General features: G+C 44.3%; 17 protein-coding genes. All 17 read right to left on the bottom strand.

Going from position 1 to position 17,197, the window contains the following annotated elements; genetic code table 11:
• Positions 1 to 788: 788 nt before the first annotated feature.
• The 17 genes from BM195_RS13935 to BM195_RS13855 all read right to left on the bottom strand — a co-directional run bounded on the left by BM195_RS13935 (position 789) and on the right by BM195_RS13855 (position 17,096).
• Positions 789 to 1,184 carry a F0F1 ATP synthase subunit epsilon gene (locus BM195_RS13935; RefSeq protein ID WP_090239618.1) on the bottom strand — a complete coding sequence of 132 codons (396 nt, stop codon included), beginning with the start codon at positions 1,182 to 1,184 and terminating at the stop codon, positions 789 to 791.
• Between the two features lie 118 nt (positions 1,185 to 1,302).
• Positions 1,303 to 2,706, bottom strand: coding sequence for a F0F1 ATP synthase subunit beta (gene atpD / locus BM195_RS13930; protein ID WP_090239613.1), 1,404 nt, complete (start codon positions 2,704 to 2,706; stop codon positions 1,303 to 1,305).
• A 38-nt stretch (positions 2,707 to 2,744) separates the two neighbouring features.
• Complete coding sequence (gene atpG / locus BM195_RS13925; RefSeq protein WP_090239608.1) at positions 2,745 to 3,608, bottom strand: ATP synthase F1 subunit gamma; 864 nt, start codon at positions 3,606 to 3,608, stop codon at positions 2,745 to 2,747.
• Between the two features lie 100 nt (positions 3,609 to 3,708).
• On the bottom strand, positions 3,709 to 5,220 hold the full coding sequence (atpA, locus tag BM195_RS13920) for a F0F1 ATP synthase subunit alpha (protein ID WP_090239602.1): 1,512 nt from the start codon (positions 5,218 to 5,220) through the stop codon (positions 3,709 to 3,711).
• 21 nt (positions 5,221 to 5,241) lie between these two features.
• On the bottom strand, positions 5,242 to 5,781 hold the full coding sequence (locus BM195_RS13915) for a F0F1 ATP synthase subunit delta (RefSeq protein WP_090239598.1): 540 nt from the start codon (positions 5,779 to 5,781) through the stop codon (positions 5,242 to 5,244).
• Positions 5,778 to 6,305, bottom strand: coding sequence for a F0F1 ATP synthase subunit B (gene atpF, locus BM195_RS13910; protein WP_090239594.1), 528 nt, complete (start codon positions 6,303 to 6,305; stop codon positions 5,778 to 5,780). The genes BM195_RS13915 and atpF overlap by 4 nt, the downstream gene beginning before the upstream one ends.
• 115 nt (positions 6,306 to 6,420) lie before the next feature.
• Positions 6,421 to 6,627: a F0F1 ATP synthase subunit C gene (atpE, locus tag BM195_RS13905; protein WP_090239590.1), complete on the bottom strand. Its 207-nt coding sequence runs from the start codon at positions 6,625 to 6,627 to the stop codon at positions 6,421 to 6,423.
• 95 nt (positions 6,628 to 6,722) lie between these two features.
• Positions 6,723 to 7,445, bottom strand: a complete 723-nt coding sequence (gene atpB / locus BM195_RS13900) for a F0F1 ATP synthase subunit A (RefSeq protein WP_090239586.1) — start codon at positions 7,443 to 7,445, stop codon at positions 6,723 to 6,725.
• Between the two features lie 115 nt (positions 7,446 to 7,560).
• Positions 7,561 to 7,932, bottom strand: coding sequence for an ATP synthase subunit I (locus BM195_RS13895; RefSeq protein WP_090239583.1), 372 nt, complete (start codon positions 7,930 to 7,932; stop codon positions 7,561 to 7,563).
• Between the two features lie 427 nt (positions 7,933 to 8,359).
• The gene (locus BM195_RS13890; protein WP_090239580.1) at positions 8,360 to 10,537 is read right to left on the bottom strand and encodes a S8 family serine peptidase; all 2,178 of its coding nucleotides are present in this window, start codon (positions 10,535 to 10,537) and stop codon (positions 8,360 to 8,362) included.
• 242 nt (positions 10,538 to 10,779) lie between these two features.
• Complete coding sequence (wecB, locus tag BM195_RS13885; protein WP_090239576.1) at positions 10,780 to 11,895, bottom strand: non-hydrolyzing UDP-N-acetylglucosamine 2-epimerase; 1,116 nt, start codon at positions 11,893 to 11,895, stop codon at positions 10,780 to 10,782.
• 17 nt (positions 11,896 to 11,912) lie between these two features.
• On the bottom strand, positions 11,913 to 12,542 hold the full coding sequence (upp, locus tag BM195_RS13880) for a uracil phosphoribosyltransferase (protein ID WP_090239571.1): 630 nt from the start codon (positions 12,540 to 12,542) through the stop codon (positions 11,913 to 11,915).
• A 285-nt stretch (positions 12,543 to 12,827) separates the two neighbouring features.
• Positions 12,828 to 14,063, bottom strand: coding sequence for a serine hydroxymethyltransferase (locus BM195_RS13875; protein ID WP_090239567.1), 1,236 nt, complete (start codon positions 14,061 to 14,063; stop codon positions 12,828 to 12,830).
• Between the two features lie 161 nt (positions 14,064 to 14,224).
• On the bottom strand, positions 14,225 to 14,809 hold the full coding sequence (locus tag BM195_RS13870; protein WP_090239563.1) for a TIGR01440 family protein: 585 nt from the start codon (positions 14,807 to 14,809) through the stop codon (positions 14,225 to 14,227).
• A 17-nt stretch (positions 14,810 to 14,826) separates the two neighbouring features.
• Positions 14,827 to 15,267, bottom strand: a complete 441-nt coding sequence (gene rpiB, locus BM195_RS13865) for a ribose 5-phosphate isomerase B (protein ID WP_090239560.1) — start codon at positions 15,265 to 15,267, stop codon at positions 14,827 to 14,829.
• A 239-nt stretch (positions 15,268 to 15,506) separates the two neighbouring features.
• The gene (locus BM195_RS13860; RefSeq protein WP_090239559.1) at positions 15,507 to 16,109 is read right to left on the bottom strand and encodes a low molecular weight protein arginine phosphatase; all 603 of its coding nucleotides are present in this window, start codon (positions 16,107 to 16,109) and stop codon (positions 15,507 to 15,509) included.
• A gap of 432 nt (positions 16,110 to 16,541) precedes the next feature.
• Positions 16,542 to 17,096 (bottom strand): manganese efflux pump MntP, encoded by a 555-nt coding sequence (locus BM195_RS13855; RefSeq protein ID WP_090239557.1) that lies wholly within the window; start codon positions 17,094 to 17,096, stop codon positions 16,542 to 16,544.
• Positions 17,097 to 17,197: the final 101 nt, after the last annotated feature.

Below are 17,197 nucleotides of genomic sequence, written 5' to 3'. Positions count from 1 at the left end.
ATGGGCTGTACAAAAAATCTCCACTGATGGTGTTTCATTTTATCGACTGTATCTAATATTTCCCGGGAAATATCGACAGAAATTTATTTCTCTGTGGACATTTTGATTTTTCTGCTGTTTTTTTATTCTTTGGTTGATACTTTCTGCTGATATTTATACTCTTCTGAAGGTACTTTTGATTCTTCTGTCGATTCTTTCCCTTTTCTGCAGAAACTTTCTATATTCTTCTACTGATACCTCTGTTATCCTGTTGTTTTCCCTCGCTCTACCTGACAATCATAGGTTCTCTATCAAATGTGGTGGTGTGATTTTCACTCCACCATCTCTTATTCGAAACCTCTTTAATTAAAAATTAGTGATTATGGACAAGGCACGGAAGGAAGTATAGGCACTTTCCACGGACACCGAGCTTCCTTACAAAGACCGTTGCGGGGTCTCGGTCGCTCGTTTTTCCGCAGGAGTCTCACATATTTCCTGTGCTTTATAATTTATCCATATTTTTTAAACAAAAGTCTTTCTAATGTCCTTATCGACATATTATTTCCTTTTTCAATCAAGTCAAGTACAGAAAAAATCTCTTATAACACATTGTTACAAGAGATTTTTTCTTATCCCGTATCCTACAGTCAGTAGTCCGCCAAAAAACTACGGATAACTGACCTTAATTGCCCGATTCTGTTCGGGGCTGCACGATGCAGGTCACAAAGGCTTTGTCACAGGACGTGACGTTCTTAGCCTTTGTTCCTTCATTCAGCGGGGAAAAACGTCCCGCTGAATGAAGTTTCACTTTATCGCGCAACATCCAACCGGTTTACTGCGCGTTTGAGTGCTAATTCGGCCCGTTGGAAATCAATATCATCCTGTTTGGACTCAAGGCGTCTTTCGGCTCGTGTTTTGGCTTCTTTTGCCCGTTGAACATCTATTTCATTAGGATCTTCCGCAGATTGGGCAAGAATTGTCACTTTCTCCGGACGCACCTCCAAGAATCCACCATTAACAGCCAGGGTTTTGGTGTCGTTTTCAAGCTTTAAACGTACTGAACTGATTGTTAATGGAGCAACCATTGGAATATGACCCGGCAATACACCGAGTTCACCATTTTCTGCCTTACAGCTGATCATTTCAAAACTGTCTTCCAATACCGGACCATCAGGAGTAACAACACTCACATCCAGTGTTTTCAATGTAACCCCTCCTAGAGACAGGTGCGTAGCTGGATGAAATCCCTGCAGCAACCGCAAATGATCAATTCATGATCTCATTGGGATTACTCCGCGTTCATCCAGTATTACATCTCCGTCATTATTCCATGTTTTTTGCGTTTTCGACTACTTCTTCAATACGTCCTACCAGGCGGAATGCATCTTCTGGCAGATCATCATGCTTGCCATCAAGGATTTCCCTGAATCCTTTAACCGTTTCGCTTACCGGCACATAAGAACCTGGCTGGTCTGTGAACTGTTCGGCAACGTGGAAGTTCTGTGACAGGAAGAATTGGATCCGGCGAGCACGAGAAACCGTCAATTTATCCTCATCAGACAACTCATCCATACCAAGAATAGCAATGATATCCTGCAATTCTTTATATTTTTGCAATGTTTGCTGCACTTCACGTGCCACTTCATAGTGATCCTCACCGACGACCTCCGGGTCAAGTGCGCGAGAAGTTGACGCCAGCGGATCGACTGCCGGATAGATACCCTGCTCAGATAATCCACGGTCCAGGTTGGTTGTCGCATCCAAGTGCGCGAATGTCGTTGCCGGAGCCGGGTCCGTGTAGTCATCGGCAGGCACATAAATCGCTTGAATCGACGTTACCGAACCTTTATCCGTTGTTGTAATACGTTCCTGCAGCTGCCCCATTTCCGTTGCCAATGTCGGCTGATAACCAACGGCAGATGGCATACGGCCAAGCAATGCGGAAACTTCCATACCGGCCTGCGTGAAACGGAAGATATTATCGATAAATAACAGAACGTCCTGGCCTTGTTCATCACGGAAGTATTCGGCTATCGTCAAACCGGTCAGGGCCACGCGCATACGTGCACCCGGCGGCTCGTTCATTTGCCCGAATACCATGGCCGTTTTGGAAATAACGCCGGAATCCTTCATTTCATAGTAAAGATCATTTCCTTCACGTGTACGCTCACCAACACCCGCAAACACGGAGATCCCGCCATGTTCTTGTGCCACGTTGTTGATCAGTTCCTGGATCAGGACGGTTTTACCTACACCGGCACCACCGAACAGGCCGATCTTACCACCTTTTGTATATGGCGCCAGCAAGTCAACAACTTTAATCCCTGTTTCCAAAATTTCCGTATCAGTTGTGAGGTTTTCAAATTCAGGCGGCTGGCGATGAATCGGATCCCGCCTGCTATCTTCTGGTACCGGCTCATCAAGATCGATATTGTCACCAAGTACATTAAAGACACGGCCAAGTGTGGCTTCACCAACCGGTACAGAGATCGGACCGCCTGTATCTTCAATTACCATGTTGCGTTTGAGGCCATCTGTTGAAGCCATCGCAATTGTACGAACTGCATTATCCCCAAGATGAAGGGCAACTTCAAGTGTGAGGTCAATGTCCATGTCATCATCGACGGGGCGGACAACTAATGCATTGTTAATATCCGGGAGCTGGCCTTCGTCAAATTTGACGTCAACAACAGGTCCCATAACTTGTGTAATGTGTCCTTTGCTCATAGATTTCCCTCCTATCCTACTATCGAACGTTCAAAGAGCTATTCCAGTGCAGCTACACCGCCAATAATTTCATTGATTTCCTGTGTAATAGCTGCTTGACGTGCACGGTTATACGATAATGTCAAATCATCAATCAGCTCATTTGCATTATCCGTTGCATTTCGCATAGCTGTCATCCGTGCTGCATGTTCACTCGCTTTGCCATCAAGCAAGGCACCATAAATTAGGCTTTCGGCATATTGCGGCAGCAGTACCTTCAGAATCTGCTCCTGATTTGGTTCATATTCATACTGGCTTGTGCCGGCATTTGCGTTCTCATCCATATTGGTTAACGGTAATAATTGCTTTGAAGTAACAACCTGGGAAATGGCACTTACATAGTGATTAAAATAGATGGTCAGTTCATCAATTTCCTCATCAATGAACATCTGAACGGTTTCAGATGCAAGCTCTTTGATATCATTAAAATTCGGCTGATCCGCCATCCCCAAAATACTTTTGGATACTGGCATTCCACGTTTTTGGAAAAACTCATAGCCAACACGGCCAACAACGATAATCGTGTACTCATCAGTTGACTGATGGCGTTTTTGAATCGTTTCATAAATTTTCTTTAGAACACCGCTGTTATAAGCCCCAGCCAACCCGCGATCAGAAGTGATCACAAAATAGCCGGTTTTTTTGACATCACGCTTTTCAAGCATCGGGTGAGCGGCATCCATATTACTATTGGCGATACTGGCAACTACTTCCTGAATTTTTTCACTATACGGAACAAATGATTTGGCATTTTCTTCTGCCCTGTTCATTTTGGAAGCCGAAACCATTTCCATTGCTTTGGTAATCTGTTTTGTTTTCGATGTCGAATCGATCCGTTTTTTAATATCTCTAAGTGATGACAAGCTTTTCACCACCCTTCCTAACAGAAATTGGAGGTCAGAGGTCGGAAACTCCGGTAACAGACCTCATTTCCCAAACCTGTATTGTTACATGAATTATGATCTATTTATCAGTTGGCAAAAATGATTTTTTGAATACTTCCACTGCTTCGCTCATTTCTTCTTCTTCGGCCAATTTGCCAGTTTCACGAATGGTTGAAAGCAGTTCTTTCCGATTGTCATCAAGCCAAGTATGGAACTCTGACTCAAATCGGGTGACATCCTCAACCGGTACGTCATCAAGGAATCCTTTTGTCAGTGCATAAATGATCATAACCTGTTTTTCAACAGCCAATGGTTTATGCAGTCCTTGTTTCAAAATCTCAACTGTGCGAGCACCGCGGTCCAGTTTGGCCTTCGTCGATTTATCCAGATCAGACCCGAATTGTGCGAATGATTCCAATTCACGGTATGATGCCAGATCAAGCCGCAATGTACCTGCAACTTTCTTCATCGCTTTCAATTGAGCTGACCCACCAACACGGGATACGGATAAACCAGCATTAATTGCCGGGCGTACACCTGAGAAGAACAAGTCTGACTGAAGAAAGATTTGACCATCTGTAATTGAGATAACGTTCGTCGGGATATAAGCACCGATATCGCCTGCCTGAGTTTCAACGAATGGCAGTGCTGTCAGTGAACCGCCGCCTTTGCCATCGTTTAATTTTGCTGCACGCTCCAACAGACGTGAGTGTAGGTAGAAAACATCCCCAGGGAACGCTTCACGGCCTGGCGGGCGGCGAAGCAACAGGGAAAGTTCACGATATGCTGCTGCTTGTTTGGTCAGATCATCGTACACAACAAGCACATGCTTTCCGTTGTACATGAACTCTTCACCCATTGACACGCCTGCATATGGTGCCAGATATAAGAGCGGTGCAGGCTCTGATGCACCCGCAGATACTACAATTGTATTGTCCAATGCCCCATAGCGGCGGAATGTTTCAACCGTACTTCTTACGGTTGACTCCTTCTGTCCAATGGCGACATAAATACAGATCATATCCTGATCTTTCTGGTTGAGAATTGTATCAACCGCAATCGTTGTTTTACCTGTCTGACGGTCACCGATGATCAATTCACGCTGTCCGCGTCCAATCGGGACAAGTGCGTCAATCGCCTTAATGCCTGTCTGCAATGGTTCATTAACTTCCTGCCGATCCATAATGGAAGGCGCAGCTGACTCAATCGGGCGGTTTTTAGTTGTTTCAACCGGGCCTTTGCCATCGATCGCCTGTCCCAATGGGTTGACAACGCGCCCAAGCAGCTCCTCTCCTACAGGTACTTGCATAACTCTGCCAGTGCGGCGGACTTCATCACCTTCATGAATATCTGAGAACGGACCTAAGATGACGATACCAACATTTCCCTCTTCCAGGTTTTGTGCCATGCCCATAACACCGTTTGAAAATTCGAGAAGCTCACCGGCCATGGCGTTATCAAGACCATGTGCCCGTGCGATCCCGTCACCGACTTCAATAACAGTACCGACATCACTTACTTCAATGTCCGAGTCAAAATTCTCGATTTGCTGTTTGATCAGCGAACTGATTTCTTCAGCTTTAATGCTCATACCATTTCACCCCTATCTTCATTAGTCTGCCGTCAAAATATTCCGTTCGATCCGTTTTAATTTGCCCTGAATCGTTCCATCATAAATTGTGTTGCCAATCTGCAGTTTAATTCCGCCAATGACTGATGGATCGACGATCGTCTTAAGTTTAATGGCCTGTTTATTAAAACGTTCAGCAAACGTATTTTCAAGCTGTTCTTTTTCGTCTTCTGACAATTCGCGAACAGAATATACTTTAGCTTCTGCAATTCCTTTCACATCATTTACCAACTGAGTAAAATGGTCAATAATGGAGGGAAAGACCCCAATACGATGACGTGCTGTCAATAGTTTGAGTGTCTTTAGCACATGTTCTGAAAATCCTTGAAACACATCATCAAGAAATTGATTTTTTTTATCATTATTAACACGCGGATGTTCCAGGAATGCAACAAGCTGTTCATTTTCGTCAAAAATCGATTTCAGGACATAAAACTCCTCAACCAATTGTTCTAATGTTCCTTTTTCATTTCCGAGCTGGAAAAGAGCCTCTGCATAGCGGTTGGCAACTACTTCACTCATTGCTCTTCTCCTGCCTCTTTAATGTATTCGTTAATCAGCTCTTCCTGATCCTGTGCACTGATTTCTTTTTCAATCACTTTGCTGGCAATTAGTACAGATAGTGAAGCGACTTTGTCCTGAAGTGTTTGAATCGCTTTTTCTTTTTCATTTTCAATTTCTTCCCGCGCTGATTCCTTGATGCGATCTGCCTCACGATGGGCGGATTCAATGATATCCTGCTCCTGCCTCGTTCCAGCACTTTTTGCATCCTCAATAATCTTTTGCGCTTCCTGTTTGGTCTGCTTTAATTGTTCAGTTGCTTCCGCCTGTGCTTTTTCAGCTTCTGCACGGCTCTGTTCAGCAGCTTCAATTTCACCTGCCACATATTCTTCACGCTTTTGCATAACGCCCATCAACGGACCCCATGCAAATTTGCGGACTAGTACAATTAAGACAATAAAGAAGAAAAGCTGGGTCAGCATATCTCCAACATGGAGTCCGCCGAGTGCCGCATAAATCGTTGTAAATCCGGTGAATGACTGCACAGAATTCACTCCTTTCACTTTACGTATCGATAACGCGCTTAGGCTGGAAGTACAAACAACGGCGAAGGTCTTTTGTGAAGATAATCTTCGCCATTATCGGACTCACTCCATTCAATTACATAACCATTAGTGCGATAACAACCGCGATAATCGGCATCGCCTCAACCAATCCGACACCAATGAACATAGTTGTCTGCAGCTGACCTCTTAATTCCGGCTGACGTGCAATCCCTTCAACCGTACGACTTACAATCAAACCGTTACCTACACCGGCACCCAACGCCGCCAAACCTACTGCTACTGCTGCTGCTAAAGCTGACATAATATAAATCCTCCTCAATAAAGTTATATTAGTTTTTTAATATTTTCCTGTTTCAGCATTCATTTGCAGAAACGGATTACTTAACAATATAAATCCTAATGATCACTTGATACTTTGTGTGAGATATAAACCATTGAGAGCATGGTGAAAATGAATGCCTGGATTGTGCCAATAAATACACTGAATCCTTGCCATGCCAACATCGGTACGGCCCCACCTAAAAACCCGAGAAAACCTGATGTCGTCAATCCGACCAATAGGGTCAACAGCACCTCACCGGCATAAATATTACCAAACAGACGCAAACCCAATGTCAGCGTATTTGAAAATTCCTCAATGACTTTAATCGGGAAAAATAACGGGAATGGACGTATAAAGTCCTTGCCATATTCTTTTATCCCGCGAGATTTAATGCCGTAAAAGTGGCTCAACACGATAACCATTGCTGCTAATGTCAAAGTGAGCCCGGGATCTGATGTTGGCGATTTCCACCATAGGTCATGCCCATATACTCCCATTGTCATAACACCGAGCAAGTTACTCACTAAAATATAGGTGATGAGTGTCAATCCCAATGGCAGGAATATCTTTCCTGTCTTCCAATCCATGGTGTCACTGATCATGCCTTTAACAAAATCAAGAATCCACTCCATGAAATTTTGTACACCTGTCGGCTTCATTTGAAGCTTCCGTGCACCCAAGACACTGAGGATAAACACAATAAGTGAAGCAATAGCTATCATCATGACATTGGATAAATTAAAATCAAGCCAAGATATTCCAAACACATCATGTATGATTGGTGCTTCATGATCCATTTCTTTTCACCCCTCTTCCAAGCACTGTTCCTGAGACTTCCGGAAAAACTTGAGGCTTAGGCCAGTTTTACTGCGATTGCCGAAGTTTTACCTATACTTTAATCCTCAGAATTTTTTATTCGTTCCTAAGCCGGAACATCATAAAATCTATCATAATGACCAAATAAGATGTCATTAATCCAATTAAAACAAAGATCATGTCGAAATATTCATCAAAGCGGAGTGCGATGATGACGGCTAATGCTGCCGCCGCCATTCTGGATAAAGTACCGAGGCCCACAGCGGACTCACTTTTTTCCACAGATTCGGCAAACGCATCTATTTTGCGCTGCAACAGCCATAAGTTGTAAAAGCTTACGGCACCGCCTAAGAGTAGTCCGAGGAAAATACGTGGATATGGTGTGAAACCTGCTCCAAGTACGGATATAGCGAGAAGGTAGAACATCCACTTCCGTTGCCTGTTGACCATCTTTTCATAGTACGACATGATTTGACTCTTCTCCCTGACATCCGAGCATGATAGATTGTTCCCCCAACGCTCAAAGATCTTTTGTAATCGTGAGGTGAATCACGCTTCATGAGGAACAAATATCATCAAATTATGTAAGGACTTTATTGCCCTTTACCAAGCAGACATGAAACCCTTACCATTCCACACTAAGCTAGTTTACATGAGCCATATCCTATTGTCAATTAGTATCTCGGATAAATTAAATTGCCATCTGCTACCATCTCATATCTGATCACAAACTTGTATTTTGACAGGGATCCTTCCATTCTCAGTAGCTATTATATCGGAAAATGAGCCCCGTTTGTTTGAACATTATGTGAACAAATTTTTACTGGGTTTTTAGACTGTTTAAGGATCCGGTCAGTACGAAGACTCTCTCGGTATTCCCGGCCTGTCTTTAAGCTTATTCCGGAATGTGAAGCTCGGTCTGATAGCTTTCCATTTGACCATTTTTAAGTTTTACATTGATAACAGCCAGGTATTGACCAGGTTTCGGGAGTTCGGATTGATCCATTTGCCCTTCATTTAAACCAACATCGACATCACTTGATTGAAGCAGTGTCTGTTCGTACATAAGTGTATCCGGGTCATAAAGCATAACATCAATGCTTTCAGCCGGATCTGTCAAATAAAGCTGATAAGCATACGTATCATCAGAAAATGGCTTCAAAGTAAAATCAAATCCCATTGCTTTTGGATAGTCCGCTGATTGATTGACAAAAAGATATGGCAGCTGATATTGTTCATCATTATCCTGATTCAGCGTCAGCCAACCCTGATGAATGCCTTCATCAATTTGACTGCTATTAATCGTTAATTTAATTGGAAGCTTTTTGGTTTCGCCTTCATCCAATGTAAAGCTTAGCGGGAGGTCCCAGCTCATCCCTTTTTGTTTTTTCGGAGTAGAAAATGTATAGGTTTGCTGCTTGTCCGATTTGTTCTCGATCGTCAGGTCCAGTGACTTTGTTTTTCTGTATTCAGTAATTTTTCCAAATGACAGTAACGGATGATCGATAACCGTTGGGGTATTGATTGCCTTTTGAGGCTGAATTTCCCCAGTGCCCTGGATAACTGGGTCGAATGGTTCATCATGATCATTCTTGACTCTTTTTGCAGTTGTTTTGATCGCCCCCATCAGCTCTTGAATCGTCCATTCGGGATGAGCTTCCATGAGGAGTGCCATTGCGCCGGTGACTTGAGGTGCTGCCATACTCGTTCCCTGCAGTTCCTGATAACCATTCGGAACAGTACTCAAAACGTTCGTACCCGGCGCACTGACATCAGGCTTCAAATTCCAGTTCACGGTAACTGGCCCTCTCGAACTGAAGTCGGCAATGGTTTGTTCTGTTGTTTCATATTTGGTTTTCACGTATAGATGGTTGTTTTGTGCGTTTTGAATGAGCCATTCGCCGTTCTTTCTGGAAATCGATGCTGCGGGAATCTGAATGGAATCATCTCTATCCGAAATCATCCCCTGGAAGCTCCCCTGTTCATGATTGTAAATAATGGCAGCCACTGCCCCGGAATCCTGTGCTTGCTTGACCATGTCGGAGAAAGGGGTTTCGCCACGCTCCATCAGGGCAATTTTTCCTTGAACATTTTGACCATCAAAAACTTCCACATCATAGCTTTTATCCAGCTTCCATGGTGTTGATCCTTCCATTTCTGTCAGCGGAATGTTTTTATGATGCATTGTTTCATATAAATAAGGAACAGTTTGGGGATTTGACACAGCGCCTACGGACAAAGCATTAGCTGCTGTTGCCGGCGAGCCGATCGTCCAATTTCCCGGACCGTTGTTGCCGTTTGCAATGACAACTGGAACCCCAAGTGCTGCTGCACGATTGACAGCAGCACTTGTCGGAAAGTCCGGGCCGTTTATGGTATTTCCCAATGAAAGATTGATAATATCCGCGCCATCGTCAACCGCCTGCTCCAAGGCAGCAATCACTTGGACCGATGTTCCCATTCCGCCGGGTCCAAGTGCGCGATAAGCACGAATAGCTGCATCCGGGGCGACTCCCTTCAGTTCACCATCGGCAGCTATAATCCCTGCTACGTGTGTTCCATGCAATGTTGGCATCCCTTCCGATGCGATGGTTTCCATCGGATCATCGTCCAGATCGACCACATCATATCCGCCGGCGTAGTTTTTGACGAGATCAGGATGTTCATAGTCCATGCCTGTGTCGATTACCGCAACCTGCACGCCTTTTCCAGTATAGGATGTATCATTGAGAGCTGAGGGGATTACACTATTTTCAGTTTGTATCAGTGGCTCGGATTGTGTTTCATATGATGTGACAGGATGGACCGCCTTAATAAAATCAAGAGATTCGATATTTTCGAACCTTTTTGGATCTGCTTTTAAGGCAAGTCCATTAAACAGTGTGTCGTATGTGGCAACCACATCTATGTAAGGGTGATATGTGCTGAGATATGACTTGTGTTCTGCAGGATTGCCGTCCACTTCGATGATGACCGATTCTTCTGTTTCTGCTTGACCGCTTTGTGACAAGGCAGATACGGGCAGAGGCAAAAACGGGATGATGGCTGTGAGTGTAATAAGTAAACGACGCATAAGTGGTGCTCCTTCTTGTGTTGGTATATAAGATAGCATTGGAAAAGTGCGGGGAAAACATACATTTAATTGGTGCCCAGATTTCCTGGAAGGTGATGGGGATGGTTCTCGGACTGGAGTTTGGGTTCTCCGGCTGAAGCTTTGATTCTCGAGCTTTGATTCCCCGGCTGGAGTTTACTGCGGCTGGTATTTAACAGCCCGTCCATCTAAAAGATCCAGCACTTCAGGCTGGATCTTTTTCCCTACCTATTAAAATATCCTGCAATCACGTCGGCAATTCTTCCCGAGGCTTCACCGTCGCCATATGGATTGGATGCTTTGGCCATTTTTTCATGTGCCGCATCATCGCTTAATAGTTCGTCTGCAAGCTGAAAAATCGTTTCCTCATCAGTACCAGCAAGTTTCAATGTCCCCGCTTCAATACCTTCCGGGCGCTCGGTCGTATCACGCAGGACAAGAACCGGCACGCCCAGAGATGGTGCTTCCTCCTGCAAACCGCCTGAATCCGTCATAATGAAGTGTGACTTAGCAGCAAAATTATGAAAATCAACAACACTGAGCGGCTCAATTAATTTAATCCGGTCATCATCACCTAAAATGTCATTCGCCGTCTGCTGGACAACCGGATTCAAATGGACCGGATAAAGAACTTGAATATCATGGTATGTATTAACAAGCCGCTTGATGGCGCGGAACATCTGCTCCATATTGATGCCGAGGTTTTCCCGGCGGTGTGCAGTCACAAGTACAAGCCTTCTGTCACCGATCTGATCCATAATTGGACTGGAATAATCAGCATCAACCGTCGTTTTCAATGCGTCTATCGCTGTATTCCCAGTTACCACAATCCGATCAGGCGGTTTATTTTCATCCAAAAGATTTTGCATTGATTTTTCCGTCGGTGCGAAATGTAAATCTGCCATGATCCCTGTCAATTGCCGGTTCATTTCTTCCGGATATGGTGAATATTTATCCCATGTACGCAAACCTGCCTCAACATGACCAACTGCAATCTGATTGTAATAGGCAGCTAGTGATGCCACAAACGTTGTCGTTGTATCACCGTGAACGAGCACGATATCCGGCTCCGTCTCTTTCATGACTTCATCAAGGCCCTCAAGCGCACGTGTCGTAATCTGGGCAAGCGATTGCTTCTTTTTCATAATATTCAAGTCAAAATCGGGTTCGATACCGAAAATGCCCAGGACCTGATCCAGCATTTCGCGATGCTGTGCGGTAACCGTTACAATTGGCTCAAAAACTTCAGACCGTTTTTTCAATTCCAGAACGAGCGGAGCCATTTTGATTGCTTCCGGTCTTGTCCCGAAAATTGTCATAACTTTAATCGGTTTACTCATCTCTGGTCACCCCGGCGTTATTTTGTACCATACAGGCGGTCTCCGGCATCACCAAGTCCCGGAATAATATAGCCATGGGCATTCAACTTCTCATCCAGCGCAGCCAGAAAAATATCCACGTCAGGATGTTCGTTTTGAATAACCTCAACGCCCTCTGGTGCCCCTACTAGACACATGAGGCGAATTTGTTTTGCCCCGCGTTTTTTCAGAGAATGTATCGCATCATTCGCTGATCCGCCCGTTGCCAGCATCGGATCAATGACAATCAGTTCACGTTCTTCTATATCAGACGGCAACTTAATGTAGTATTCGTGCGGTTTCAAAGTTTCCGGGTCACGATACAGGCCGACATGACCAACACGTGCAGCTGGAATCAGCTTCAGCATGCCGTCAACCATGCCCAGACCGGCACGGAGAATCGGAATCAGTCCGATTTTTTTGCCAGCCAGCACGTTTGTTGTTGCTTCCATCACCGGCGTTTCCGTTGTTTTTTCCTGTAGCGGCAGGTTGCGTGTGATCTCAAAGGCCATCAGCATGGCAACTTCATCGACAAGTTCTCGGAATTCCTTCGTCCCGGTATGTTTATCGCGTATGTACGTCAACTTATGTTGAATTAACGGATGATCCAGTACGTGCACTTTTCCCATTTTCACCGATCACTCCTTCATATTAGTGGCATCTTTAAAATTGTACTGAAAAATGGACGAGCTTTCAAGTAACGGCGGCATATGAATAATACATATCATTAGCCGGTGTGGCTGCTTATCCGTTGGGATTTGAAGCAGAATCGATTTATTGCCGTTCTCTTTATCTTTTTTTGCCCGGCTCGATCAATTTTCCCAATCAATTTGTGATTAATCCCTGCCAGTTTAATATGCAAATTTTTCCGCTATTTGTTAAAAAAGGACGCTCCTAAAAGGAACATCCCTACCTTATGCGTATAATGGAAATTTACTGGTCAGTGCTGTAACACGCTCTTCCGCTTCACGCAGAACATTCTCATCTTCATGGTTTTTCAAAACAAAGGCAACGATGGCTGCAACTTCTTTCATATCTTCCTCTTTAAACCCACGTGTAGTCACGGCTGCTGTGCCCATGCGCATACCACTCGTGACAAACGGACTCTCCGTGTCAAATGGGATTGTGTTTTTATTGGCGGTGATCCCAATATCATCCAACACTTTTTCAGCAACTTTTCCGGTAAGATTCAATGGTGTGACGTCAAGCAATAGTAAATGATTGTCCGTTCCGCCTGATACAACCCGGACACCTTCGTCAATCAGTGCATCACTCAAGGCTTGTGCATTCCGGATAATCTGCTTCGAATATGCTTTGAAATTATCAGATAATGCTTCTTGAAATGAAACGGCTTTGGCTGCTATAACATGCATCAACGGTCCTCCCTGCATACCTGGGAATACGGATTTGTCAATTTTTTTTGCGTGTTCCTCTTTGCATAAAATCATTCCACCGCGTGGACCGCGCAACGTTTTGTGTGTTGTGGTCGTCACAAAATCAGCATAGTCTATCGGATTATGATGCAGTCCTGCCGCCACAAGTCCGGCAATGTGCGCCATATCAACCATCAAATAAGCACCAACCTGATCAGCAATTTCACGGAATTTGCCAAAATCAATTTCGCGTGAATAAGCACTTGCACCGGCAACAATCAATTTAGGCTGAACTTCCTTTGCCCGCTCGAGAACGGCATCGTAATCAAGCTGCTCTGTCTCCCGGTCAACACCGTAATCCACAACATTGTAAAGTTTTCCGCTGAAATTCACCGGACTGCCATGGGTTAAATGACCGCCATGGTTCAGGTTCATACCGAGAATTGTATCACCAGATTCCAATACGGAAAAATAAACCGCCATGTTCGCTTGGGCGCCGGAATGCGGCTGGACATTGGCGTGATCCGAACCGAAAAGCTTTTTTGCCCGCTCACGTGCCAAATTTTCCACAACGTCCACGTGCTCACAACCGCCATAGTAGCGCTTGCCGGGATAGCCTTCCGCATACTTATTCGTGAGCACTGAACCCATTGCTTCCATAACCGCTTCGGATACGAAATTTTCCGATGCAATCAGTTCAATTTTTTCCTGCTGGCGCGTTTTTTCTGCCTGCATTGCTTCAAATACTTCTGCGTCAGTTTGTTTTACATGTTCCATATGTACTTCCCCCTTGTTTTATGATGTAATTTATTCATGGTCAACTGGATTTTGTGGGTATAAAACAGATTTTGCGGGATATCAACCGAATTTACATTTATCAACCAACTAAAAAGATTATTAACCGGATCAGGGTGGTTGTCGACCCGGGCAGTACCTGCTTAATCCGGTTCTATACCAGCAGATTCATGATCATATATGGCACGTTTTCCACCGATTAATTTCGGGCGAGTGCGTGCGGCAGTCACCCGGGCATTTCCAATCATTCTTTGCTTAAAACGCAGCGGCACCGCAACCGGTTTCAAATGCATTCCAATCATTGTTTCGCCAATATCCATGCCGCTATCTGCCCTGATCACTTCAACAACGACCGGACGCTGCATCTTTTTATAGGCAAATGAAGCCATCGATCCGCCTGCGCGAGGTACCGGTATTGCAGAGACTTCTTCCAGCTGATACCGCTGCATTGTCTCATTTTCCACAATCAGTGCACGGTTCAAATGCTCACAGCACTGAAAAGCAATCTCCACTCCTGTTTTCATCCTCAAGGATGAAAACGCATCAAAAATAACAGCTGCCATTTTCTCGCTGCCGGATGTGCCGATCTGCTCTCCAGCAACTTCACTGGTGGAACATCCGACAACAAATAAGTCTCCAGAACTCAGATGTCCGCTTGCCAGCCATTCACTGGTCATAGCCTCCATGTCCTGTTTGACCTGATGTTCTAAACTCAGTTCATCACCCATCAGCTCTCACCCCGGTGTTAATTGTTTTCATACGACGCCACTTTTTCAAGGCGGTTGGCATGTCGTCCGCCATCAAATTCGGTTTCCAGCCAGGTTTTGGCGATTTCACGTGCTAGTCCCGGTCCAATAACACGCTCTCCCATTGCCAATACATTCGAATCATTGTGTTGACGGGTCAATTTGGCACTGTAAACGTCACTTACCAAAGCACAGCGAATGCCCTTTACTTTATTGGCTGAGATCGACATGCCGATTCCTGTTCCGCAAATAAAAATGCCGCGATCGAATTCTCCATTAACAACCCGTTCAGCTGCCGGCAACGCGTAATCAGGATAATCCACTGAATATTCGCATGAACAGCCGGTATCTTCATATTCAATATTCATTTCATCTAACAGATTTTTCACTTCATTGCGAATGGTCATCCCCGCGTGGTCCGCAGTTATAATGACTTTCATGCCCTGTCGCTCCTTCTTATTGTATTAATTGATTACCATTTACCCCGATGTAACCGTCCGTAAAACTTGCTCCTCTGGTACATGAAAAAAATGTGTATTGGCGTAAGTTAATGGGCGCTGGCACACCGATTCGTTCAACTAACCATCTGTGGGGGCTGATGCAGGCTCGAACAAGAAGTCAATAGCTAATGTCTGCTCTGGCATACCCATGTGTGGAAACTTCTCCACTGATGGAAGTTTTACTGTATCTTTAAAATCAATGCATCAATATGTTTTTGTATTTCGTCCAAGGTCTGCTTGTAAGTATCGACGTCTCCTCCGAATGGATCTGAAATATCGTAGTTAATCAGACTAGATTCAAGTTTTTGGATTTTTTCCCAGTCATGCCTCAAATATTCCTTAAGTTCCTGTTCGAGTTTATAATGGTCCATTTTATGCTGATACCGTTGAATGAACTGTGAACGTTTTTCTTCATAGTCGGCATACTGCTGTTTCAGTTGGTTCCATATCTTCTTATCATTGTTGGAAACATATTCTTTTAATGTATAATATTTTTCCTGAAAGTCAGGATATTCCATGATAAGTGACTGTTTGTGCTGTGTTGTCATGGTGAGTACCAGATCCGCCCAATGCAGCAATTCACCTGTCACTGGCTGTGATATTGTGTCCAGCGTCACACCCTGCTGCTGTAATGCCTCCACCACATGGTCATTCGGGCGCTGATTTTTCATAGCAAAAATTCCCGCTGACTGTACTTCAGCCTCAGGCATTTTATGCTTTAATAATGCTTCCGCCATTGGGCTACGGCACGTATTTCCGGTACAAACAAATAAAATCTTCATTGGGAAGTCCTCCGATAAAGTGAAACTTCATTCAATGGGACGCTTTTCCCATTGAATATTAGTTGAACGAATCGGGCCTTTACAGGCAGTTGACCACACATTCTTTTCAGATTTCTTCTTCTCCGATGTGGAGAACTTACTGCCTGTTAAGGCGGGATAAAGTGAAAGCCTACCCAAAACTATATCATAGAATGACAAGCTTGTCAGAAAAAATCAGAAAAACTGCTGATCGAATCAGTTTTCAAGTTTATCCGGATAATTTGGATATTTCTAAGTCATCATAAATAAATAATGAAAGCCCTGGTTTTGTATGAATACATTTATTAAAGCACAGTAAAGCAAGCCCCACTTTCTAATGCAGCCTTCATGGATACTTTTTGATCATTCCAAAAAGACTCCCCGCTGATCCGCGGAAAGCCCCTGAGCTTCCTATTAGCCAAACAATATATGTAATCCAAACCCGCAAAGAATGCTGCCACCCAGTATTTCACTGTACACCCCAAGTAAGCCATGCATTTTTTTTCCTAAAATCATACCGAGCCATGTAAGAATGGTGCTGGCTGTTCCAAACAATATTAAAGCAATGACCGTTTTCACTTCCGACATACCGAGGCTGAGACCGACCGAAAAACTATCAAGACTGACACTTAGCGCGAAAAAAACTAACCCGATTCCGATTGGCTGAGCCAGTCGTTTCGTTTCATGATTAAATGAGGAAAAAATCATTTGGGAGCCAATCCCAACGAGCAGCATTCCACCGAGAAGTGTTGCGTATTGCCCGATTTGTGCGGAGATTGCTTGTCCCAGCAAAATACCGATAAACGGCATAATCATGTGAAATAAACCAATCACGGCCCCAACAATGGCAATCCGTTTCAGCCTGACCTGCTGCATTCCCATTCCAAGACTTACCGAAAAGGCATCCATTCCTAAGGCAATCGCCATAAATACTAATGATACAATTTCACCTATATGATAAACCGACATCCACAATCCCCCTCGGACATGCTATTAAACTATATGCATGACTGAGGGGAGATATGCAGTTCAGGTGAGGTGGGCGAAAGTAAATCTTCATTCAGTAGGCG

Source organism: Lentibacillus halodurans (genome assembly GCF_900112045.1).
Taxonomy (GTDB): domain Bacteria; phylum Bacillota; class Bacilli; order Bacillales; family Amphibacillaceae; genus Lentibacillus; species Lentibacillus halodurans.
Note: the sequence above shows the minus strand (reverse complement) of the source record. Positions and strands in the feature narration are given on the sequence as shown.